The 21,720-nt window shown below is 68.9% G+C and carries 20 protein-coding genes; 6 read left to right on the plus strand and 14 right to left on the minus strand.

Annotated features, from left to right (window positions below):
- Positions 1–320 precede the first annotated feature (320 nt).
- Complete coding sequence (locus ACIRA5_RS11105) at positions 321–902, plus strand: DUF6368 family protein (protein ID WP_403689564.1); 582 nt, start codon at positions 321–323, stop codon at positions 900–902.
- Between the two features lie 29 nt (positions 903–931).
- Here ACIRA5_RS11105 and ACIRA5_RS11110 read toward each other — a convergent pair whose 3' ends face one another.
- The 6 genes from ACIRA5_RS11110 to rox all read right to left on the minus strand — a co-directional run bounded on the left by ACIRA5_RS11110 (position 932) and on the right by rox (position 8,172).
- Entirely contained in the window at positions 932–2,167 is a 1,236-nt protein-coding gene (locus ACIRA5_RS11110) for a TniQ family protein (RefSeq protein ID WP_403689566.1), read from the minus strand.
- 8 nt (positions 2,168–2,175) lie between these two features.
- On the minus strand, positions 2,176–3,420 hold the full coding sequence (locus ACIRA5_RS11115) for an AAA family ATPase (RefSeq protein WP_403689567.1): 1,245 nt from the start codon (positions 3,418–3,420) through the stop codon (positions 2,176–2,178).
- Positions 3,421–3,423: 3 nt separating this feature from the next.
- Positions 3,424–4,065 (minus strand): hypothetical protein, encoded by a 642-nt coding sequence (locus ACIRA5_RS11120; RefSeq protein ID WP_403689569.1) that lies wholly within the window; start codon positions 4,063–4,065, stop codon positions 3,424–3,426.
- Between the two features lie 87 nt (positions 4,066–4,152).
- Positions 4,153–5,424: a hypothetical protein gene (locus ACIRA5_RS11125; protein ID WP_403689571.1), complete on the minus strand. Its 1,272-nt coding sequence runs from the start codon at positions 5,422–5,424 to the stop codon at positions 4,153–4,155.
- A gap of 224 nt (positions 5,425–5,648) precedes the next feature.
- The gene (locus ACIRA5_RS11130) at positions 5,649–6,497 is read right to left on the minus strand and encodes a TnsA-like heteromeric transposase endonuclease subunit (RefSeq protein WP_403689572.1); all 849 of its coding nucleotides are present in this window, start codon (positions 6,495–6,497) and stop codon (positions 5,649–5,651) included.
- Between the two features lie 223 nt (positions 6,498–6,720).
- Complete coding sequence (rox, locus tag ACIRA5_RS11135) at positions 6,721–8,172, minus strand: rifampin monooxygenase (protein WP_403689575.1); 1,452 nt, start codon at positions 8,170–8,172, stop codon at positions 6,721–6,723.
- A 234-nt stretch (positions 8,173–8,406) separates the two neighbouring features.
- On the opposite strand from rox, the gene ACIRA5_RS11140 reads away from it, so the two are divergent.
- Complete coding sequence (locus ACIRA5_RS11140) at positions 8,407–8,616, plus strand: hypothetical protein (RefSeq protein WP_403689576.1); 210 nt, start codon at positions 8,407–8,409, stop codon at positions 8,614–8,616.
- A 321-nt stretch (positions 8,617–8,937) separates the two neighbouring features.
- Positions 8,938–9,786: a nitroreductase/quinone reductase family protein gene (locus ACIRA5_RS11145; RefSeq protein WP_403689577.1), complete on the plus strand. Its 849-nt coding sequence runs from the start codon at positions 8,938–8,940 to the stop codon at positions 9,784–9,786.
- 173 nt (positions 9,787–9,959) lie between these two features.
- Here ACIRA5_RS11145 and ACIRA5_RS11150 read toward each other — a convergent pair whose 3' ends face one another.
- Positions 9,960–12,080, minus strand: a complete 2,121-nt coding sequence (locus ACIRA5_RS11150; RefSeq protein WP_403689579.1) for a HelD family protein — start codon at positions 12,078–12,080, stop codon at positions 9,960–9,962.
- A 97-nt stretch (positions 12,081–12,177) separates the two neighbouring features.
- Positions 12,178–12,783: a TetR family transcriptional regulator gene (locus ACIRA5_RS11155; RefSeq protein WP_403689580.1), complete on the minus strand. Its 606-nt coding sequence runs from the start codon at positions 12,781–12,783 to the stop codon at positions 12,178–12,180.
- Positions 12,784–12,932: 149 nt separating this feature from the next.
- Here ACIRA5_RS11155 and ACIRA5_RS11160 point away from each other — a divergent pair, with 149 nt between their 5' ends.
- Positions 12,933–13,913 carry a zinc-binding dehydrogenase gene (locus ACIRA5_RS11160; RefSeq protein ID WP_403689583.1) on the plus strand — a complete coding sequence of 327 codons (981 nt, stop codon included), beginning with the start codon at positions 12,933–12,935 and terminating at the stop codon, positions 13,911–13,913.
- On the opposite strand, the gene ACIRA5_RS11165 is transcribed toward ACIRA5_RS11160, so the two are convergent.
- The 3 genes from ACIRA5_RS11165 to ACIRA5_RS11175 all read right to left on the minus strand — a co-directional run bounded on the left by ACIRA5_RS11165 (position 13,858) and on the right by ACIRA5_RS11175 (position 18,218).
- Positions 13,858–14,787 carry a hypothetical protein gene (locus tag ACIRA5_RS11165; protein ID WP_403689584.1) on the minus strand — a complete coding sequence of 310 codons (930 nt, stop codon included), beginning with the start codon at positions 14,785–14,787 and terminating at the stop codon, positions 13,858–13,860. The genes ACIRA5_RS11160 and ACIRA5_RS11165 overlap by 56 nt on opposite strands.
- Before the next feature lie 40 nt (positions 14,788–14,827).
- Entirely contained in the window at positions 14,828–17,092 is a 2,265-nt protein-coding gene (locus ACIRA5_RS11170) for a phosphotransferase (RefSeq protein WP_403689586.1), read from the minus strand.
- A 220-nt stretch (positions 17,093–17,312) separates the two neighbouring features.
- Complete coding sequence (locus ACIRA5_RS11175; protein ID WP_403689589.1) at positions 17,313–18,218, minus strand: GntR family transcriptional regulator; 906 nt, start codon at positions 18,216–18,218, stop codon at positions 17,313–17,315.
- A gap of 194 nt (positions 18,219–18,412) precedes the next feature.
- Here ACIRA5_RS11175 and ACIRA5_RS11180 point away from each other — a divergent pair, with 194 nt between their 5' ends.
- The gene (locus ACIRA5_RS11180) at positions 18,413–18,601 is read left to right on the plus strand and encodes a hypothetical protein (RefSeq protein ID WP_403689592.1); all 189 of its coding nucleotides are present in this window, start codon (positions 18,413–18,415) and stop codon (positions 18,599–18,601) included.
- Between the two features lie 38 nt (positions 18,602–18,639).
- On the opposite strand, the gene ACIRA5_RS11185 is transcribed toward ACIRA5_RS11180, so the two are convergent.
- Positions 18,640–19,428 carry an HAD family hydrolase gene (locus ACIRA5_RS11185; protein WP_403689595.1) on the minus strand — a complete coding sequence of 263 codons (789 nt, stop codon included), beginning with the start codon at positions 19,426–19,428 and terminating at the stop codon, positions 18,640–18,642.
- Positions 19,377–20,258 (minus strand): GntR family transcriptional regulator, encoded by an 882-nt coding sequence (locus tag ACIRA5_RS11190; RefSeq protein ID WP_403689597.1) that lies wholly within the window; start codon positions 20,256–20,258, stop codon positions 19,377–19,379. The genes ACIRA5_RS11185 and ACIRA5_RS11190 overlap by 52 nt, the downstream gene beginning before the upstream one ends.
- 214 nt (positions 20,259–20,472) lie before the next feature.
- Here ACIRA5_RS11190 and ACIRA5_RS11195 point away from each other — a divergent pair, with 214 nt between their 5' ends.
- On the plus strand, positions 20,473–20,661 hold the full coding sequence (locus tag ACIRA5_RS11195) for a hypothetical protein (RefSeq protein WP_054232404.1): 189 nt from the start codon (positions 20,473–20,475) through the stop codon (positions 20,659–20,661).
- Positions 20,662–20,679: 18 nt separating this feature from the next.
- Here the strand turns inward: ACIRA5_RS11195 and ACIRA5_RS11200 are convergent, their stop codons facing one another.
- Positions 20,680–21,600, minus strand: coding sequence for a winged helix-turn-helix domain-containing protein (locus ACIRA5_RS11200; protein ID WP_099921906.1), 921 nt, complete (start codon positions 21,598–21,600; stop codon positions 20,680–20,682).
- Between the last annotated feature and the right edge of the window lie 120 nt (positions 21,601–21,720).

The raw sequence follows: 21,720 nt of genomic DNA on the forward strand, positions 1-21,720 counted from the left end.
CTCGTCCCAGCTTTGAAGGTCTTTCGGGAGGTCGCAGCAGCCTCGTTGTCGCGGGCTCGTGAACTGGTCGGGGAACTGAGCCACGATGGTCTGGTGGGGACGTTGTCGGAGATGGAGTTCCTGAAGGCCCGGCTGCAGATGCGTGGAGTTCCCGTCGACGTCGATCGGTAGCTGTCCCTGGGGGCACTGAACCGGAGTGCTCCAGCGCTGGCATCGGTCTTGAGCTTGGGCTGTGGCTCACAATGATCAGGCGTCTGCCGTCGGGACCTGGTAGAACCGAGTCCCGGTGGCGCTTGGGTCACGAGGCTCTGGGGGGCGGTATGTCGGGACCGGCAATTGGACTGTGGCTCTTCGAACCACGCGGGTTCGCGGACATCCTGGCCGATGTGGTCCCGTGGTTGGAGACTTTCTGCGAGCCGGTGGAGGCCAAGGCCAGCGGTGACGTGGATTTCTGGGTGCGAGACGGTTCGGCCCTGGGCCTGCAGGCCTTCGACCCGGCCGACGTCGGCGTGTTCTTCCTGTCGGAGGACGAGGAGATGCCTGCCGAGGATGAGGACTATTCGGCTTTCTCGCGGCCACCGGTGCAGGGGCTGATAGTCGGCGCCGGCTGCTCGGGGTCGGTGAACCACGTGCTGCTCGGCCACCTGACGCTCGCTCTCGCCCGCCGTCTCGATGCGCTGGTCGATTTCGACGGTCTCCTGGGTGGTCACCGCACCGCGGGAGAGGACACGAGCAACAAGGCAGTCCTGGCCCGGGCGAGAGCACTGGCCTCGGACCTGCCGGGAAGGCTTGTGGAGGTCTCCTATGACACCGGCGGTGGGGACCAGTGGCTTCGACATGTCGGAGACGTGGAGTCTCTGGAAGCCTGGCTGCAACATCCCGACTTCCACTTGATCAAATAGCGCTTCAGCGTCGATCGTCGTGTCCCGGCTCACGGTGCAGGTCGCCACTCGCGGTCGCGTGCTGTCGCGTAGTGGCGGATTCCCTCGATCGTGATGGGAGTCCTGTGGGTGAGGAGAAATCTCAGCGGCGGGGAGTTCTTCGGAGAGTTGCGCATCCTGTCGCCCTCAGCTTTCACAGGGCCTTGGACCTTCTGCAGATGTGCATGGATCGGAGCGAGCATTTCCAAAGCTCGTAGATCAGTTCCCTTCAAGATCTGGTGGGCAATGCTGGTCGCTGCCACGTAGGCCCGGGAGTCGGGGGCGGGGCCGGTCAGCACGTGAAGGTAGTGGAACTTGCCTCTGACCGCGTGCAGGCGGCCCCTAAGGTCTTCCCTCAGCTGAGCGTCGCGCTCAAGGATTCGGACGTGCTCGTCGCTGAGGGCGAGGTCTCGGGCTGCTGGCCAGGTCAGGGTGATGAGGCCGACGACGGTGTGCAAGTCGATGAAGTACTGACTGGTGTCGATCATCCAACCAACGCTTCCCACTTCTCGTGGACCGTCGGGCCCCAGGGCGTTAAGCAGTTCCCTCTGGAGCGCGAGGGCTGTTTCGAGGAAGGCTTCGCTGCAGGTGGGTGGGCGGCTTTGGTGATGGCGGGCGCCGCAGACCGGGGCATCGAGGCGACCCGGCCGGCCTTCGACGACGGTGCGGCACTGGTTGGGGTGGAGGTCTTCGTCCTTGATTCGGGGGATGAGGGAGACGCCCTGGGCCTCCAGGCCGGGGTGTCCACATTCGAAGCAGTTATGGCGGAGCAGGCAGCGGTGGGTGGTGCAGGCGAAGACCGGAGGGAGCCGCCAGAAGCGTTTCCAGCTGCCTCCGTGGGCGCGTTCGACATCGGAGTCACCGGTCAGACAACGGGGGCAGAACCGTGACCAGCGCCGGAACACGCCGCGGTTGCTGTGGAGAATCCGTTTCGGCGACCGGCGCATCAGAGTTGTGTCGAGCGGGCCATAGCGGGAGCCGAACGGGGCAAGAAAGAAGTGGGGGACTTCGTCAGGGTGCAGTCGGGTGGTGCGGGCGAACTCGGCTGCTTGTTCTGGTGTTTGCAGGTACTGCTGACTGAGGGGGATGTGCTCGGTCAGCGCCGTCCGGTGGGCGCTCATCCCGGTGCGACTGACGATCGTGCCGGGGCTGACGTTGTTGTGGTGGGCCAGGCGTAGAAGAAAGCCGACGAGGCTTTCGTCCGGGAGCGGGGCCAAGCTGCGGGGCAGCGGGCGGAGCTGAGGCATGCGTACCGTCACTTTCCCGCGGCCTTGTTGTCGAAGACGGTGTTGCGGGGTTTCTGGCGGCGCTTCGGAGTGGGTTTGGCAGGGACGGCGGGGATTTCGCCGGCCTGCGGGTCGCGGTCGAGGAGGTTGCCGAGGTTGATGGTGATCTCGTCGAGAAGCGGGATATGTAGTGCCTCCTGGCCGGTTTCCATGGCGCGGGTGCAGCCGTCCTGGACGAGTCGCCGCAGCAGACCGACGATGCCTCCGGTGCGGCGGAAGAGGTATTCGGGCATGTCGCCATCAGTGAGCATGCCGTCCCGGGCACCGAGGAGTCGGAGTTGTTCCTCGGTGCCGGCCAGGTGCTCGATCCAGGCGTTGATCTGCTGAGGAGTGTCGTAGGTGAACGGGTCGAGATCGACCAGGTCGAAGCGGCGTTCGGTCTGGGTCGCGGCCTGGTCGCTGCGGCCTCGCCGCGCACTGGGCAGGGTCCACTGGCCAGTGCGCGGGTCGGGCCGTCCTTCGCGCAGGAGGCCCGAGCCGGGGATGTCGACGCCGATGAGGATGACGGTGGCGTTGAAGGACATCAGGTCGCGGATGAGGTCGAGCGTGTCCTGGTCGTCCTCGCGGTGCATCTTCAACCGGGTGATGTCGTCCAAGATCAGCACGGTGGTGTTGTGGTCGTGCAGGGAGGCTCGGACGCTGCGGATCAGGCCGCGGAGGGTCTTGGCGTAGGGAGCGCCGTAGAAGTCGAGGATCGCCTCGCAGAGCCCTTTCGGGGTGGCCTTGACCGGGGTCTGGCAGTAGGCGACGGGGACGAACAGGTCCCGGGTCCCCTCGATCGCGTTGGGGTTGAGCTGCTGGTGGAGGTCGCGCCAGAAGTCTTCGAAGGCCGCTGCGGCCTCGCATGCTGTCTCGGTCTTGCCCTGGTAGCCGCCCCCGCTGATCATCAGGCCATCGCGGGTGCCGGGGGTGAAGTTCAGAGCGTTGTTCTGGATGCGGGATCTCATCAGCGTGGTGACCCGGCGGCTCATCGGGGTCTCCTGCAGCCCGAGGTTGACGTGCGAGGCGCTGCGGTGCAGATCGTGCAGGGCCCGGCGGCGAGTGGGCAGGGCCCGGTATTGGTCCGGGCTCAGCCGGGGAGCTGGGATGAAGGCGCTGCGGGTCGTGCGCCAACGCTGCCATCCCTCGAAGCTGAGCCGGTCCGGTGGCGGTCCGGCCCGCAGGAACGAGACGATGCCCGCCTCGCCATCACCGCTCGTGGCGCGGTCGTCCATGGCTCACGCTCCCTCGTCCGGCGGGTCTGGCTGGGGGTGGTCGGTGTCGTCCTCGGGCAGCAGGAACAGGTTGCCGGTCCGATAACTCGCTCCCAGCCGCGCGGGTTTGGTGGGACGTCTTGTCACCGCCTCCTCGCGGCGGTGCCGACGCTCGGCATCCAGGCCGGAGACGGCTTGCTCGACGCGCTCCGGCATGGGGGTCACCGGTGAGACGGGGGCCGGGGCGGCGGCCCGGTCCTCGGCGGCGGCCCGGGCCTGGGTCTCGTCCCGGGCGTGGTTGATGCGTTCGGAGCGGGTGGTGGCCGTCTTCCATCTGCTGACCGGGACCCGGGCGGCGAGGATCTCCAGCAGCAGGGGCAGCAGTTCGGCATCCGTGCGGGGCCGCATATCTGCCTCGCGTGCGGCGGCCAGTAGCTCAGAGACCCGTCGGTCGCCGAACGCGGGGACCATGCCGACCGGGGGCAGTCCGGTCCAGCGCAGTTCGTGCCAGTCGTGGGTGAGGGGGTCCTGGAAGAACACGGTGCGGCGGTCGCGCGGTTCGCGGTGGACGCACCAGCGGCCCTTGAACCTCCCGCCCCGGGTCGAGCGCTCGTTCAGGTAGGGCTCAAGCGCGTCGCCGTAATACCAAAGGCCCTTGATCTTCACTCCGCGCTCCCGCAGCACGGAGATGGGATGGGACGGCAGCAGCTCGTAGTAGAGGTCCGGCTGCGGCAGCCGCAGCCCCAGGCCGGTCTACTCAAAGGATGCCGCGAACAGGGTGTTGGGGCTGTGGCTGCCGCCGACGTCCCAGGCCGGGGCGTACTCACCCAGCTGCCTCCGCTGCCAGATGCCCACGATCCAGGTGGCGACGAGGTGTTCCATCTCCTCCAGCGTCAGCACGTCCTCGTCCTCGGGGGCGGCCCCGCGGTCGGCGGCATCGACGCCCGTGTAGCCGGGCAGGTGCTCGAACAGCAGCGTCCTGATCGCGCCGAAGGCCCGCTCGACGGCGTGCTTGTCCGGAGGCCGCAGGGCCCGGGCCGGAAGGATGTTGCAGCCCAGCCTCCGCTCGACCTCCACCAGGTGGTGGTTGCGATAGACAGACCCGTGGTCGGTGGTGACTGTCTCCGGGCTGAAGAACGGCAGCCCGGCCACCGGATGGCCGGCGAACTCGGCCACCAGCGCGGACGGCAGCCCCGGATACGGCCACTCCATCTCCGGCCCCCACTCCGGCCGCATCGGAAGTGGCAGCATCACGTCCCTCAGCAGCATCGCCGCGTCCACCGCGGTGTCCGACACCAGCGTGAGCCGGAAAGCGCAGAGCGAGTGGGTGAACACATCCAGCGCGAGGGTCAGGTGGGCCCTGACCGGCTCGCCGAAGACACCTTCGCGGACCATCACCGGCAGCACCGTGGTGTCCAGTGCGACCACCTGCCCGGGACGGTCGACCAGCACATGCCCGGACCGTACCGGCAGATCAGCCGCCCCCAGATTGCGAGGCCGTGACCCGCTGGGGCCAAACCACTCGTGCCAGACCTGCCGCAGCGTGTTGTAGGACGGGACGTGCAGGTCGGGCCCGTAGGTCTCGCGTACGTACTGATGGATCAGGCGGGTGCGGGTGGCCATCCCGACCCGGGACCGGCCCTGCAGTTCGGCGTGGACCGCGAAGATCGCTTCCCGGATCTCCGGGCCGATGCTCGGGCGGCGCCCACCCGGCCGCAGCCACCGGTCATCAGCGCATCCGATCAGCCCGGACCGCTCACGGCCACGCTCCCAGCGGATCAGCGTGCGGTAACCGACCCGATCCAGTCCCAACAGCCGGGCCTCCTGCCGGTCCATCGCCGCCAGCTCGGCGACCTTGGCCCACCGTCGCTCGGTCAGCGTGGTGATGGCCGGGTCGTAACACGGCCTCGGTTCCCCCGGCCTGGGATCCTCCGGATTCCCGCTACGGAACCCGGTGCCCACCTCCAGCAGGTGGGCCATCCGGAGCCGGACCAACTCCAGCTTCCCCGGCGGAAGATCAGCCACGGACGCGGGCTGCCGCCCGCGGTCCGGGCCGTCGGCCGCTGTGCGCGAGGACGGTCGGCAAGCCGGATGGTTGACGAGGAACCGGAAGGTCAGGTGCTGCCGGGCTCCCGCCGGATCGCGTACCACGACCCGCCCCAGATGGGGCTCATGCCGTTCGACAGTCCACTCCACCCCGTCCAGGACAAGCCCGGCCCCCGGAGCGAGATCAAGCGCCAGCGGAGGATTCACAGGGTCTCACCTGCGGGCTCGACCAACGAGCGGTCACTCAGCGGGACAGAAAGATCGATACCGAGCGAACGGTGCCAGAGCTGGTGCAGCAGCTCCGCCCGAGCCAGCACCGGAACCGTGGAATCGGCCACGAGTTCCCCGAACGTCACCCGGGCCCGAGCCCGTTCCAGGAGATCCGCCCGCAGCCCGAGTGGATCGGGCAGCGGTCGACGCTGGCAGGACAAAGCGTCCAGCCCCATGAAGACGTGCCGCCTCCAGCCTGCGGCCACTACGTATTCCCAGCCGCAGGCCAGTGCCATCTCAAAGGCGGCGGCGAACGACTCGATGTCCTTCGCGCGCACCCGGTCGAGCGGGCGGACATCGATCAGGCACACCCCGGCCCGGGACAGCACCAAGAAGTCCGGAACATGGACACGCGGCCCACTGCCGGTCCGGAACTGCAGCTTCAGGGGCTGCGGGACCACCTCCCGCACCTGGCCGGCGAAGTCCAGCGCGAGCAGGACCTTCGCTTCCTCCAAGCTCTCGAAACCGTGATGCCGCCCTGTGCTGACCATGTACTGAAGCCCGGGCCGGTGGCGCTGCCGCCGATGCCACGAGAACCAGCGAACCGGACCGACCCCAGGAAGCTGAACCTGGGCAAGGTCCCGGACCGGCACGATCAGTTCGCCGCCTCCGCGGTTCAAGGTGACCGCCCAGCGACGAGTCCAGCCATCCGAAAGATCCAGATCCTGACGTCCAGAGGCAACCGACGCCCGTACGAGCAAGTCGTCCCAGCGGCAGCGGTGTGACCACACCGCCCCCGCCTCGGGGGCCGCCACAGGCAGCAGTCCGTACTCATCGGCCATGCCTTCAAGCAGACGCCCACCACGACGCCCGCACCGGCACACTTCGAAATTGGTGACAACCCGACTGCGAACACGCGCCTTGTGACAACTAGCCCGAGCAACTGGTGACAACTATCGCTGCGAACTCGACCGAGAGGACCAGGTCAGATCCCCCGCTCGGTGACAGTTATCGCTGCGAGTCACAGTGCCTGTGCGCTGCGCCACGAAGGAGGTGCCCGCGCGCTCAGCCGATGGCGGCGCCGAACCACTGGGGCAGCCGGCCGACCAGATCCTGCTGGTCTTCACCCACCCACGCCACATGGCCGTCCGGCCGCAGCAGCACCGCGGGCACCTCCAGTTCCTCGCTGACGTCGACGACGTGGTCGACCCGATCCGCCCAGCCCGCCACCGAGAGCCGGCCTGTCTGGTCGAGCAGCAGCCCGCGGCCACCGTGCGTCAGCTCGTAAAGGCGTCCCCGCTTCAGCCTCACGTCCCGCATCCGCCGGCCGAGCAGTTCATGGCCCTCGCCGAAGTCGTAGCGGACCCCGACCCCGGTGATCATCCCGGTCACGTACCGGTTCACCTCCTCGAAGTCCATCAGCTTCGACAGCAGCCCCCGCAGCGCGGTCGCACCCGGATCGGTCCCCAGCAGCGTGATCTGCGCGCGGGTGTTGTCCAGCACGCGGGCGCCCACCGGGTGCCGTTCGGCGTGGTAGCTGTCGAGGAGCCCCTCCGGTGCCCAGCCGTTGACCTCGGCGGCCAGCTTCCAGCCGAGATTGAACGCGTCCTGCACGCCGAGGTTGAGCCCCTGCCCGCCGGTCGGCGGGTGGATGTGCGCCGCGTCGCCGGCCAGCAGCACCCTGCCGACCCGGTAGCACTCGGCCTGCCGGGTGGCGTCGCCGAACCGGGACAGCCGGCGCGGCGAGTGCACGCCGAAGTCGGTGCCCGCGACGGCCCGCAGCCGCTGTTTGAACTCCTCGAGGGTCGGCGCGGTCGTACGGTCCTCGGACACGCCCTCGGCGGGCACGATGACGCGGTACGTCCCGTCCCCGTTGGGGATGGTGCCGAACCGCAGTTGGGTCTTGCGGACTTCCTCGACGACGGCCGCGACCGTCGCCTGATCCTCGGTCATCTCCATGTCGCCCAGCAGCGTCTCGACCTTGGCGGGCTCACCGGGGAAACCGACACCGAGTTCCTTGCGCACCACACTGCGGCCGCCGTCGCACCCGACGAGGTAGCGCGAGCGCAGGCGCGTGCCGTCCGCCAGCTCGACGGTCACCCCGGACCCGGACCCGGACCCGGACCCGTCGTCCGACTGACTCAGCCCGACCACTTCGCAGCCGCGCCGGATCTCGGCGCCGAGTTCGAGGGCACGCTCGTTGAGCAGCCGCTCGGTGGCCGGTTGCAGGGTGGACAGACCGTACGGGTGAGCCGTGTCCAACCTGTCCGGCCACGGCTTGAGGATGCCGCCGAAGAAGCCGCCGACCTGGAACTTCTCACTGACCGCGAGGAACCGGTCCAGCAGACCGCGCTGATCCATCATCTCGACGCTGCGCGTGTGCAGGCCGCGCCCGCGGGACTCCTTGGTCGGCTCGGTCAACTTGTCCAGCACGACCACGTGCACGCCGTGCAGCCGCAACTCTCCGGCCAGCATCAAGCCCGTCGGTCCGCCGCCGACCACGATCACGTCAATCATCGAACGCCATTCAACGAGATGGGACTTCGGCCGACCGCAGAGTGGGCAGCCCCCTTTGGGTATCCCCCTCGCTTCTCCCGCGCTTTTCCCTCGATCATCCCACCCGCTCCGCGAGGTGTCGCCGGCCCGGTAGGCGCGGCCGGCCTGTCCGGGCATCCGCAGGGGGAGCAGCGGGCGGCGCCTGCCGCCGGCCTCGCTGCCCCCGAACCCGCCGTGGTCCGCGGGGCGCACACCGTGGCCAAGGGCGCGACGGCCGCGACCGGCCGCGCCGCGTTCACCGGGCTCGCGCTCGTCGACGGGACGGTCGGCCTGGCGATGGCTCCGCGCGGCCGGCTTTCCGTGGTACTCGTCTTCGCGTTCACGGACGGTCTGATCACCGAAATCGATGTGCTCGCGGAGCCGGAACGACTGGGCCGACTCGAAATCGCCGTTCTCGACAACTGACAGCGAGGAAAGTCACCGAGGCAATCCCGTACTTCACTCGATACGGGATTGCCTCGACGCGCGTACGGCATTACCGTTGCGCCCATGACTGCCGGGTCGGCCTTGTGCCGTGAGCGAGTTGGTTGCCCGGCCTCCGAGTGAGGCCGCGGCGGGGTAGAGCCCCGCCCACCCCGACCACCCTCTCCTTCGCATCACGTCTTCACCTCACCGCGCGTCCGCTCCTTCCGGAATTCCGCGCGCTCTCCCGCACCCCCCTACCGCACCGCGCCCCAAAACGCCCCGCGGCAATTCACCCTGCCCGAAAACAAAAGAAAGCGACGCATGCCCAACCCCTTCAATCAGCAAGTCATCGAAGAGTTCCGCGCCCACCACGGGAAAGTCGGCGGATATTTCGAGGGAGCCCGGCTCCTCCTGCTCACCACCACCGGCGCCCGCACCGAAACCCCGCACACCACCCCCGTCGGCTACTACCCCGACGACGGCGACCGCGTCATCGTCATCGCCTCCGCCGGGGGCGCGCACCGGCACCCGGACTGGTACCGCAACCTCGTCGCCCATCCGCGCGTGCGGGTCGAGAGCGGCGTCTTCACCTACGACGCCGAGGCCGTCGTCCTCGAGGGCGCCGAGCGCGACCGGCTCTTCGCCCGCGCGGTGGAGGCCGACCCGGGATGGGCGGAGTACCAGGCGAAGACGGACCGGGTGATCCCCGTCGTCGCGCTCCGCGAGATCCCCGGGGATGGTCCGCCGCACGTCGACGCGGGCTCGCCGAGCGAGGCGCTGAAGGTCATCCACGACGCCTTCCGGCGCGAACTGGCGCTCATCCGCGACGAGTTCGCCACCTCGGGCAGTTCCCTCGGCACCCAGCTCCGGATCAACTGCCTCTCCCTCTGCCGGGGCCTGCACCGGCACCACACCGGCGAGGACCTCCATCTCTTCCGTGCCCTCGCCGACGGCCACCCCGGCCTCACCCCGGTCCTGGACCGGCTGCGCGTCGAACACGAGCGGATCGCGGTGCTGATCGAGGAGTTGCGCCGGGTGGTCGGCGAGCGGCCCGCGGACCCGGCCCGCGGACTCCCCGAGGTGGTGCGCCTGACGGAGGAGCTGGAAGCCCATCTCGCCTACGAGGAGGAACAGTTGATCCCGGCCCTGGAGGCAGTGGCCACCCCCTGACCCGCTCCTGAAGTCGGCCGACCTCCGCCGAGTGGCGCGGGCGGTGACCGGACCCCCGTACGCCTGCCGTGGTCCGGACGACGGCCCGACCGGCGGCTTCTTCCGTGACGGGCAGCCCCTGCCGTGGTACCCGCCGGGTCACAGAGCCGGTCCTGGCCCCGCCGGCCGCCGGGTCACCAGGGCAGGGGCCGCGCGTGCACGACCTCAAGCCGCGACACGGCCCGGGTGAGCACCACGTACAGCCGGTGCAGGCCGCGCGCCTCCGCCTCGGCGACGGCCGCCGGTTCGACGGCCACCACATGGTCGTACTCGAGCCCCTTGGCGAGGGTGGCGGGCACCACCGCGACACGTGCGCCCAGTTCCTCGGGCCCCGCCGCCTCGACCCCGGCGGCGCGCAGCGCCTCGCGCACCCTCCCGATGTCCGGGTCGGCGGCGATGACGCCGATGGACCCCTCGTGCGCGAGCGCGCCGCGCACCGCGTCGACGGTGGCGGGCAGTACGTCCCGTGCCGCGGCAACCGCGCGGACCGTCAGCTCCCCGTCCCGGCGCAGTGACCGAGCCGGCGGTACGCGCACGTCGAGTCGTGCCAGCAGCCGGTTGGCGAGCCCGACGACGGCTTCCGGCACCCGGAACCCGATCGTCAGCGGCACCACGGCGGCATCCGGCTTCCCGAGATGCCCGAGCAGCTCGCCCCACTCCCGGGCCGCCCAGGGCGTCGTGCCCTGGGCGAGATCCCCGAGCACCGTGAGCGACCCGAAGGGGGCCCGGCGCGCGATCGCCCGGCACTCCATCGGTGACAGGTCCTGCGCCTCGTCGACGACCACGTGGCCGTAGCCTTCCGGGTGTTCGACCAGCCCGGCGACCTCGTCGAGAAGGACGAGGTCGGCGGCCGACCACCGGGCCGACTTGTACGAGCGGGGCGGCTTCGCCCACAGGATCGCCTGCTGTTCGTCGGCGTCCAGCAGCCCGTCCGCCGCGCCGGCCAGCGCCTCGGCGTCGGTGAGGAGCCGGGCGAGAACCTCCTCGGGCCGCATCCGGGGCCAGACCGCGTCGACGTACCCGCCGACCGGCCGTGACCCAGAGACCTTCCGCGCCCAGGCGTTCGTCTGGGGTCCGGCGCGCCATTCGGCCTGTTCCCGCAGACGCCGTACGGCCCGCGTCCGTACCCGCTCGCGCCCGATGCCGTACGGAGGTTCTTCCGCCCGTACGCCGTCCACGATGCGGTTCAGTTCCGCGGCCGACAGCCGCCACCGGTACGAACCGTCCGGCACGACGAGGGGGTCGGCGTAGGTGCCGATGTTCCCGTACAGGGCCCGGCGCAGCACCTCCGCCATCCGTGCGTCGTGTTTGACGGCGGCGGCACGCTCGTCGTCGCGCGCCGTGACGGGGTGGCGGGCGATCTCGTCCCCGAGCGTCGACTGCCGTACGCCGCTCTCGCCGAGGGCGGGCAGCACCTCGGCGATGTACGCGAGGAAGGTGGGGTTGGGGCCGAGGATCAGCAGTCCACCGCGCCGGATGCGCTGCGGGTGGGTGTAGAGGAGGTACGCGGCCCGGTGCAGGCCGACGGCCGTCTTGCCGGTGCCGGGGGCGCCCTGTACGCACACGGACGTGGCGAGGTCTCCGCGGACGAGGTGGTCCTGCTCGGGTTGGATGGTCGCGGCGATGTCCCTCATGGGGCCGACGCGGGGGCGTTCGATCTCGCCCGTGAGAATGCGGCTCTCCGGAACCGAGGCGCCTTCATGGCCCCGATCCCGGTGGCCGTCCTCATCCCGACGACGGCCGTCCTCACATCGGTGGCCGTCCCTATCCGGTCGCCCCCCTCCGATGCGTTCGTCCTCCAGGCCGGTGAGGTCCGCGGAGGCCCCCTTGCTCCCCGGCGCCCAGCCGAAGCGCCGGCGCACGGCCACGCCCTGGGGGTCGCGGGCGCTCGCCTGGTAGAAGGCGCGTGAGACGGGGGCGCGCCAGTCGATGACGAGGGGTGGTGCGGCGGGGTGTTCGGTGATGCGCAGGCGGCCGATGTGGTAGCTCTGCCCGGCGTGCTCACCACCGCCGGGTGCGAAGTCCAGCTTGCCGAAGAACAGCGGGCCTTCGGGGAGTTCGCGCAGATCCCTGGCCTGGCCACGCAGTTGCCTGCCGAGCACTTCGGCGTCGGCACCGGAGGCGGAGACGTCCTCGCCGGTGACGACCTGCTCCTCGGCGCCGTCGACCATCGCGGCGAGGCCGGCCCGGCAGGCGTCGTGGTGGGCGCGTTCATGGGTGAGGGAGCGGGCGAGGGCGGGGTCGGTAGACGTCACTCGGCCAAGGATACCGAATAACGTTACTGAGTAACATTCTTTACTCAGTAGCCCTCTGTGCCCGGTCACTCATCCCATGAAGCTGCGCACAGCGGAGCTACGCATAGCGCGGCAGACCCGCCTCCAGCTGCGCGAACGCCTCCTCGGCCGCGGCGACCGCGTCGGGCCGCACCTGCTCGACGGCCTCACCGTCGGCGATCCGCCGCCAGTTCTCCAGGGCGAGGACGCGCTGTACGGCGATGATCTGTCCGGCGGCGAGCCGCGCGCCGAGGTCACCGCCGAGCGCCCCCGCGAGCGCGGCTTCGGAGCGCTCCACGTATCGGAACATCCCGGCGGCCAGGGAGGGCGTCCCGTAGAGGAGACGGTGATAGGTCAGGACCTGCGGGGCGTCGTTGAGGCCGGTGACGGGATCGCGGCGCTCCAGCCCGTCGAGGAAGTGACGGCGCAGCGCCGTCAGCGGGGACGGCCCGCCTGCGGCCACGCGCGCGGGTTCGTCCTCGTGATCGGCGAACCGGTGCAGGACCAGGTCCTCCTTGGTCGGGAAGTACCGGAAGAGGGTCGGCTTGGAGATCTCGGCGGCGGCGGCCACTTCCGCGACGGACACGGCGTCGAACCCCTTGTCCAGGAAGAGTCCGATCGCGATGTCGGAGACAGCCTGGTACATCCGCTGCTTCTTGCGCTCGCGCAGTCCGATCTCACCCATGCCCCGAGCCTACGCACGCCCCGGCACCTCCTTGCCCCCTCCTCGATTCTCCTCGGCCCTCCTCGGCCCTCCTTGACCTCAACCAGGCTTCAGGTCGAAGACTGTCCGGCGTTCGGCCCTACCTGTCTTCGGTTTTGAGGAGTGTTGCGATGCGTGCGGTGCAGGTGAAGGAGTTCGGCGGCCCCGAGGTCCTGGTTCCCGTGGATCTTCCCGATCCGGTTCCGGGGCCCGGGGAGGTCGTGATCGACGTGGCGTACGTGGACACGATCTTCGTGGAGACGCAGGTGCGGGCGGGGTGGGGGCGGGAATGGTTCCAGGTGGCTCCGCCGTACGTCCCCGGGGGCGGCGTGTCCGGTGTCGTCGGTGCGGTGGGGGCGGGCGTTCCCGGCGAGTGGCTGGGGCGCCGGGTCACGTCCTATGTCACGGGCAGCTATGCGGAGCGGGCCGTGGCGGCGGTGTCGGCGCTGACGGTGGTACCCGACGACCTGGACCTGCGCAGCGCGGCGGCTCTGGTGCACGACGGCGTCACGGCCAACGGCCTGCTCGACCTGACCGCCGTGGGCCCCGGCGACCGCGCACTGGTCCTCGGCGCCTCCGGTGGCATGGGCACGCTGCTCGTCCAGCTGGCCCACGCGCGCGAGGCACGGGTGGTCGCAGTGGCCCGCGGGGACGCGAAACTCGCCCTGGTACGGGACCTCGGGGCGGACGACGTGGTGGACGCCACCCGGGACGACTGGGTGTCCGCCGCCCTCAAGGCGCTCGGCGGGGACGTCGAGGGGGCGGACGTCGTCCTGGACGGTGTGGGCGGCGACCTGGGGGCCGCGGCCCTGCCCCTGACGGTCGACGGCGGCAGGTTCTCCGCCCACGGGGCGGCGGCGGGCGGCTTCTCCCCCCTCGACACGGAGGAGGCCACCCGCCGGGGGATCCGGCTCTTCGGCATCACCGACGTCCAGTTCAGCCCCACCGACCTGAGCCGCTTCACCTCCGCCGCCCATGCCGAGGCCGCGGCGAGGCGGCTGCGGCCGGTGATCGGGGAGGTATTTCCACTGGAACGGGCGGCTCAGGCCCATGCGGCTATTGAGGGGCGGGGGTTGGTGGGGAAGGTGGTGCTGGAGGTGCTGTCGGTGTGAGAGAGCGCCAGCTCGGGGCCGACGACAGGCTCCACAGGTCGTCGAGATGCTTGTTCCAGGTGGCGACGATGGACTTGGAGTCCTCGTCACCTTCCCTGGACCAGACATTGAGGTCGGTGCGGTAGCCCTTGGGGTCGTAGAACTCGGGCTCCGAACTGCGCTGCACGGTCCGGGTGACCACGTCGTAGAGACCGTGCAGCGCCAACTCCCGGTTGAAGACGCAGATCTTGTCCCGCGGTATGCCCGGGTAGAGGCGGTACTCGCACTCCGCCGTCACCCGCCTACCCGAGGTCAGCCGCTCCGCGATCGCCGACAATCGCTGGTCGTACATCTGGCACTGCGCTTCGAGGCCTCTGCGGTAGGCGGGGTCGTCCTGCGGCCTGCCATCCGGACCCACCCTCGACGGAACGGTCATCGGCTGCCCGAAGTCCGGGATCAGCACCCTTATGCATACGTGCCTGGTCGGCCCGGGGTCGTCGAGGAGACGCTCCAGGCGGTGGTAGAGCTCGTGGTAGAGCGTCTCGCCGGTGTAGCCGAGAAATCTGATGTCCACCGTGTGGGCCTGGAAGGCCTTGGTCACGAAAGTACCCAGTTCCTGCGACTTCACCTGGAGAGGGGTCGGTCGGCGAAGCGAACTGTCCAGGTCCTTCACCGAGTCGTACAGCACATAGCCGACCAGGCTGAGCAACGCGCCCCCGAGGAACGCCTTGTCCTGCAGGAAGTCCCCGAGCGGCGTCACGAACTGGGCGGTCACCTCCGTGACGAACAGAACCAGTAACAGGACGCGCGTGACCATGGGCTCATAGCGGACCTGGAACCGCTTCAGACGTGCGTTCAGGCCACCCTCGGCAGTTCTGCCCCCGTCGCCGGACATCGGCAGTCCCCTCCCCCGTGCCGAAGCGTCCGGCGGAGAGTCAGATGCCCGCGGAGACCTCAGCCGCCCGTTGACCTACATGGTCCCCGTACGGCAGCGCACGGGCAAGATAGGGGTTCACCGTGCTTTTGCCCGGAAGTCCCAGCGCCGCTATGGCTTCGGCCAGAGTCATCGCATAGCCGCCCACCGCACGGCGGACGTTCGGGGCGTCCAGGCTGTCGCTGGTCACGAGGCGGTCGAGGTCCACATAGGCCGAGCGGACGACTTCCATCCAACGGTAGAAACGCCAGTCCTCACGCCAGCCCTTCGTGCAGTCCTCGGGCAGCAGACGGGCCCAGCGGGAGAAGAGGCGCTCACGGATCTCCGGACGCGTGGGGGTGAGGTGTATGTGGCGGACCAGGTCGTACAGCGGGTCACCGACCATCGCCATCTCCCAGTCGATGAGGGTCAGACCGCCACCCTCACGGCGCACGAGGTTCCAGGGGTTGAGGTCGCCGTGCAGGAGCACGGGGCGGCGCGGGACCAGGGTGTGGCGACCGAGGATCTCACCGAGACGACCTCCATTGGGGAGCCCCAGTTCTCGCATCAGGTCTCGGGTCGCCGGGGGGAGTTCGGTCACCATGCGGACCAGTTCGCCCTGAAGCTCCCGGTAGAAATTCAACCGCGCCGCTTCGGGATCCAGCGTGTCGTAGGCGACGAGGGTCAGCGCCGCGAGCTGATCCACGAGATCGTCCGCCTCGTGCGGCCGGAGCCCGTCGGTGGGATGGTCCGGTGGGCGGAACCCGTCCGCCGGACCTTCGTAGGACTGGATGGTGAACTGCTCTCGCAGGCCGCTGGTGCCCAGGGCCAGCACTCGCGGGGCGCGTACGGAAACGTTTGACCGCTCGATGGCGCCCAGAACGGCATGCTCGTTGAGGAACCGGCGCTCCCGGGAGTTCGCCGTGCCGATCTTCCGGCGAACCATGACGGGAAGGGAGTATCCCGGCACCCGTACCGCCGTATTGAGATGGGCCGTCCCCTTGAACACACGTTCCGCGGACGCGGCCCCCTCCTCGAAGAGGGCCCTGCTCACGACGGGCGCGGGAAACCGTGGATGCGGCTGGACTCGGCCGTCGGGTTCCCAGACGATCTGTGAGATCGGACCGTTCGGGTGATCTCGGCCCGCGTGGGACTCGTTCCAGCGGAAGAGAATGCGCTCGATCTCGGCCGTGTCCGGCACGCTCGCGAGCCGCAGCGGTTCCTCGGCCAGCCTCAGGGCCCGGTACACCTCCTGCGTCGCCGCTTCGAGTTCCCGCTGGTCGAAGGAGCCACGAAGCGACGTGGCGGCTCTGATCACATCCGGATAGACGGACTGGGCGCGCTCGAAGGCGAGGTAGTGCTTCAGGTCCCGGTCCAGACCGTGTACGGCCTTGGGCCGCCGTCGGCCCATGACCTCACGCCATGCCTCGATCACCTCGGGCCACTGGTGGTCGGGGTACTTCATGCGCACGAGGTGCGTCGCGAGGTCGTGCAGCGGATCGCCGTAGCTCGCCAGCTCCCAGTCGACGCAGATCAGGGGCGGGTCACCGTCGTACGACACGATGACGTTGTCCCGGTGCAGGTCCGTGTGGAGCAGGCTGAAGGGGCGGCTGATGAGCGCCGGCACCCGTTCCGCGAACCGCACCATCGCGTCCTCGGGGATGCCCAGCATCGCGAACAGCCCACCGAAATCATTCCAGTTACGCCGGCGGATCTGTTCCTCCGCCGCTGATGCCAACGCCCGCAGAAAGCCTCTGCTGTCCCTGCTGGAGCGCGGCCAGGACGCGGGCAGCGGAGGGAGATGCTGCCTGCGAACCTGCGTCATGTCCGCGAGAAGATCCACCAGCGCGAGGACCAGGCTGGATTCCACCGGCTTGCCGTTGGGGCAGATGCGCGACAGCGGCACGCCCTCGACAAAGCTGAGGATGCTCACGTCACCGCGCTTGACCAGGCACCGCGGAACGTGCGGCAGCACACGCCAGATCGTGTTGAGGATCTCCGCCTCGTCCTGCCAGGTCCTGATGACCACGGGCACGACCGAGGCAATACGTTCCCGCACCGTCACCGGCGCACGGTCGTCGCACGCCACGAGACGGGAGTCGTTCTCCGTGAACGGGCGCACCATGTAGTTCCGGTTGTGGTGACCGCGGCCGAACGACCCGAATGCCCTGGCGTAGCGCACGAAGTCCTCGTACGCCGTGTCCGCCGCACTCTCCAGAGCCGGCGGGCCGGACAGGCCGGGCAGGCCGGGCAGGCCGGGCAGGCCGGGCAGCGACGGAACACCCACGGTCACTCCTGAATAACTGTGCATTATCGCTGATGTTCATGCATAGCGATGAGGGTGAGCACACCCTAGTGCCCGCCCAGAAGTCCGGCTGAGTCCTCTACGAAATCGGTGCCTACTTGAGAAAGAGTTGTACCTCCCGCAAACACGGAGTTGTTGGAGGCCCGGTCGACTTCCCGTCGGCCCAGTGCTCCCCGCCGACCCCGGGGGTGCCGCCGTCACCTCAGGGCGCATCCGCGAGGAGTTGCCAGCAGGAGTCGAACCAGGCCTGCATGCTCTCCATGAACACAGACCCGGAGGAGTCCGGATCGCCCTCGTCGTTGATGTGACGGGTCAGGGTCGCTCCGAGACCGAGGACGTCCGTGGCGTCGACCTCCACGCCGTCGTCCAGCAGGATGGGCCGCTCCACCACCTGATACGGACCGAACAGCGCCTCGACGCCAGGACGCAGATACAGCTTGAACGCCGGTGCCAGTGGCACATGCCGGATCTCCACCCGCACGGAGGGCACCAGACCCTCCGTCTGCAGATCGCGCAGCGCGGCACGCAACGAAATCGTATGCCGCCAGGTGATGGCACGGAGCCGGTCCTGCAACCGGCCCGATTGGTCGGGTTCCGACTGCGCGGGTTGGCCCTCACCCGGCTTCTTCATACGCGGATAGGGAAGGTCCAGCGACTCCGAGGGCAGCAGTATGCGCAGCTCGATGCGCTCGGGGGTGATCTCCTTGAGCCGGATGTGCTCGGCCTGGAGTCGGATGTGGGCGTCCAGGGACTCCGAGGTGAGGGTGAACACGTCCAGCCGTACGGTCGGCTGGGCGAAGGCCCGTGCGACGAAGGTGCCCAGAGTCGCGCGCACCCGGGGCACTTCCTGTTTCGGGTTGCCCAGGTGAGTCGGGCTTTTCACGACCCGCGATCCGCTGCCCTGACGGGACTTGATCCAGCCTTCGTTGTTCAGCTCTCGCAGTACACGCTGCACGGTGTCGCGGGAAACCCCGAGTTCCTCGGCGAGCTCACGCTGCGCGGGCAAGTGGGAGCCGATCGCGTACGTGCCGTCGGCGATACGGGTTCGCAGCGTCTCCAGGATGCGCTGGAACTCCGTACCGCCTCCCGCGCCGCGTTCTCCGCTCACACCGCGACCGTACCTCGCCCGCCCCATGGGCAAACCCGCCTCCCGGCACTTGAGTGACCGGATTGGAAGGTTGGCAGGGCTGGAAGTTGACTGCCCGTTAAGGGATCAAGCAGACAGGGCACATCCAATTCAAGGAAACCAGTCCAATTGGACGACTAGTTGACGGATTCGCTGAAGTGGACGGGGTGGGATACGTGATCCTCTTTCAACTGGTGTGCGTGGGACTTGAGTTGGGTGTGACGCAGATCGTGCGGAGGGAGCTCGGGCTGGTGGGTCTGGTTCTGCTGACCCTCCTTCTGGTGGGGGTCCGAGCGGGACACCCACGCCTGGCCTGGTGGTCGGCGGCCCTCTTCTTCCTGCTGACCCTTCAGATCCAGGCCTGACACCTCCAGGCCCTCACACCTCCAGGCCTACCGACGCCTCACGCCAACCCCCGAAGCACCCTCAGCACCGGCTCCAGTGAGCTCACCACGTCCTCGGCGCCCGCCTCGCGCAGGAGCTTCTCCTTGTAGGCGGTGTGGGCGTATCCGAGGAAGGGGACGCCGGCCTGGCGGGCGGCCTCGTAGTCCGAGGGGGCGTCGCCGATCATCAAGGCGGCGGCGGGGGCCGCGCCCAGGGCGTTCAGGGCGCGGTTGAGGCAGTGCGGGTCCGGCTTGAGGTGGTGCAGGTCCTGGCCCCGGCCGTAGATGTTGGGGGCGAAGCAGTTGGTGAGGTCCCGGCTCGCGAGGTAACCGCCGGCCGTGCGGGCCGAGTTGTTGGTCGCGATGGCCAGCCGTGCGCCGACGGCGCTCCAGGTCCGGATCAGCGGGTCCGCGTACGCGGTGGGCCAGGCGGAGGGCACCGCCTTGAGTTCCTGCTGGGTCAGACGTTCCTCCAGCTCGCTCACCAGATCGCTGTGCGGATGGCGGCGGTGGACGGCGTAGAGGACGACCATCGGGTCCGGGTGGACCTGTTCCTCCTCGGTGAGCAGTCCCCGCAGCCCCTGCCGCTCCAGCCACTCCACCAGGTCCTTCGCCACGTCCTCCGCGGAGTGCCCCGCGAAGAGCCGACAAATCGGCCCGTCGAAGTCGAAGAGCACAAAGCGAGCGCGTTCGATCACTTCCCGCAAGTTCTCGGTCTCTGCTGCCACAGGTTCAGTCTGCGCCGTATCAGAAGTCACTAGGAGAGTGTCAGGTCCGTGGTGATGGTTTCCCAGAGGGCGTCGAACCACTTCTGGGATTGGTCCACGAACGCGGCGTCCCGCTGACCGGTCCGCTTCTCGAAGGAGAAGAGGAGGGAGTCCGAACCGAGGGCGTCGTACATGTCCAGCGTCACGTCGGCCATCTCCTCCTCGCGCCGGGTGACCATGTAGTAGGCGATTAAAGCCTCGGCGCCGTTGAGCAGGTACAGCTTGATGGGCGGGGTGAAGGGCAGGGCCCGGAACGCCACGCGTACGTCGATGCCGTGCGAGGAACGCAGGGCGCGCAGGTTGTGCTGGAGGACGTGGACCTGGGCGTTGCGCTGGGCGAGCCAGCGTTCGTGGACCGGGTCGTCGTCACCGCGGCCGTCGACGGGGACCGGGAAGGCGAGGTTGATGTCCCGGGACGGGAGCAGGATGCGGACGTCGATCGACTCCGGGCGGATACGGCCCTCGTGGATCAGCCGGACCGGTTCGCCGAGCGCCAGCATCAGGGTCTCGGCGGTCAGGCAGGCCGCGTCGACCCGGACGTGCGGCGCGGAGAACGCGTCCGCCAGCCGGGGAGCCAGTCCGACCATCGTCGTCTGCGGCTCGTTCCGTGCCGAGGCCGGCGGCTCCGCGATCCGCGGGGGGCTGCCCTTGCTGACGTTGCTCAGCAGTCCGTCGTCCTGGAGCGCGCGCAGGGCCTGCCGGACGGTGCCCCGCTCGACACCGAACTCCTCTGCCAACTCGGCCTGAGTTGGCAGGCGGTCGCCCGCCTTCAGGTCACCGGCTCGGATCCGATCCCGCAGGGCGTCGGCGATCTCCTGGGGCGAGAGCCTTCTGCTGCCGTTCACTGCAACGTTCTCCTGGGTCACGACCAAACGCTACAACTCTCGCCCATCTACGGGGAGTTGTTTGAAAGTTGTTTATGGATAGCAGCCAAGTGGGGACAACTTAATCAGAGTTGGTCACCAACTTAGCCAAGTTGGCGGAAGTTTTGCCTCCCCCACCCGAGTCCGTCACCGACTCACCCGGCCTCACCCTCGCACTCCCCAAAGGAACCACCACGCCACAGTAGAAGCAGGAGAACCGCCCATGCCCGCCATAGCCCTTCTCTCCGCCCTCTTCGTCGTCGGCTTCGACCAGTTCGTGCAGTGGCAGTACGGCACGACAGGCGTCATCGGCCTGCTGCTCCTCACCATCGGGATCAAGGCCAAGAGCCCCACCTGCAGCTCCATCGGCGCGGTCGTCCTCGCCCTGATGGTCGCGGGTCCTGCCCTGTGATGTGCAGGGGAGAGTCGGTCAGCTCGAGAGCAGCAGCTTCGAGCTGATGGTCTCCCACAGCGCGTTGAACCAGAGGTGGGACTGCTCCACGAACGTGGTGTCCCGCAGACCGGTCCCCTGCGCGAAGGGGAACAGCATGGACTGGGTGCCCTGGACGTCGTACATCTCCAGGTACTCGTGGTCCACTTCCTCCTCGCGCCTGGTCAGCGTGTAGTAAGCGAAGAGTGCCTCGACCCCGTTGAGCAGGTACAACTTCACCGGCGGGGTGAAGGGGAGCGCGCGAAAGGTGACGTTGACGTCGATGCCGTGCGTGGCGCGCAGGGCGAGCAGGTTGTGACGCAGCACCTGGCCCTGGGCGTTGCGGTTGGTCAGCCAGCTGCGCTGGAGCCGGCCGGCCGTCGAGGCGTCCACCGGCGCGTCCACCGGCGCGGGAAAGGCGAGGTCGATGTCGCTGCTCGGCAGCAGCACGCGGACGTCCACCCTGGCCGGTTTTATTCGGCCCGCGTGAATTTGCCGGAGGGGTTCGCCCATGGCAAGGGTGAGCGATATCGACGTCAGGCACAACGCGTCGATCTCCACGTGCGGCGCTTCGAAGGCGGCCGTGATCCGGCCGCCGAGTGCCACCGTGGTGGGCTGCGGTGAGGCTTCCGGGCCGGTCAGAGCCCGTCCCAGGGTGTCGGCGACGGTCGCCGGGCTCCCTTTGGACACATTGACGAGCAGATGTTCCGACTGCAGGATGCGCAGCGCCTGCCGGACCGCCCCGCGTTCGACGCCGAACTCGTCGGCCAGCTTGGCCTGCGTGGGCATGCGCTGCCCCGGCCGCAGCTGGCCGGACCTGATCCGGCTGCGCAGCTCGTCGGCCACCTCGCGGTGTGACCTCTGTGGCCGTGGTGACCTGTTCCGTCCATTGACGGAGGCGTGTTCCGGTTCCACGACCAAACACTACAACTTCGCGCCATCTTTGGGCAGTTGCGGGATAGGTGGTTATGAGTCGACCCAACGCGGAGATAAGTACCAGTGAGTTGGTTGCCAACTTACGCAACATGGTCACACTTCCCG

It is taken from the genome of Streptomyces sp. NPDC096311 (assembly GCF_044763085.1).
Classification (GTDB): Bacteria; Actinomycetota; Actinomycetes; order Streptomycetales; family Streptomycetaceae; genus Streptomyces.

Coding starts and splice junctions, on each gene's coding strand:
- ACIRA5_RS11105 (WP_403689564.1), top strand. CDS start 321: ATGTCGGGACCGGCAATTGGACTGTGGCTCTTCGAACCACGCGGGTTC.
- ACIRA5_RS11110 (WP_403689566.1), bottom strand. CDS start 2,167: ATGCCTCAGCTCCGCCCGCTGCCCCGCAGCTTGGCCCCGCTCCCGGAC.
- ACIRA5_RS11115 (WP_403689567.1), bottom strand. CDS start 3,420: ATGGACGACCGCGCCACGAGCGGTGATGGCGAGGCGGGCATCGTCTCG.
- ACIRA5_RS11130 (WP_403689572.1), bottom strand. CDS start 6,497: ATGGCCGATGAGTACGGACTGCTGCCTGTGGCGGCCCCCGAGGCGGGG.
- rox (WP_403689575.1), bottom strand. CDS start 8,172: ATGATTGACGTGATCGTGGTCGGCGGCGGACCGACGGGCTTGATGCTG.
- ACIRA5_RS11145 (WP_403689577.1), top strand. CDS start 8,938: ATGCCCAACCCCTTCAATCAGCAAGTCATCGAAGAGTTCCGCGCCCAC.
- ACIRA5_RS11155 (WP_403689580.1), bottom strand. CDS start 12,783: ATGGGTGAGATCGGACTGCGCGAGCGCAAGAAGCAGCGGATGTACCAG.
- ACIRA5_RS11160 (WP_403689583.1), top strand. CDS start 12,933: ATGCGTGCGGTGCAGGTGAAGGAGTTCGGCGGCCCCGAGGTCCTGGTT.
- ACIRA5_RS11165 (WP_403689584.1), bottom strand. CDS start 14,787: ATGTCCGGCGACGGGGGCAGAACTGCCGAGGGTGGCCTGAACGCACGT.
- ACIRA5_RS11195 (WP_054232404.1), top strand. CDS start 20,473: ATGCCCGCCATAGCCCTTCTCTCCGCCCTCTTCGTCGTCGGCTTCGAC.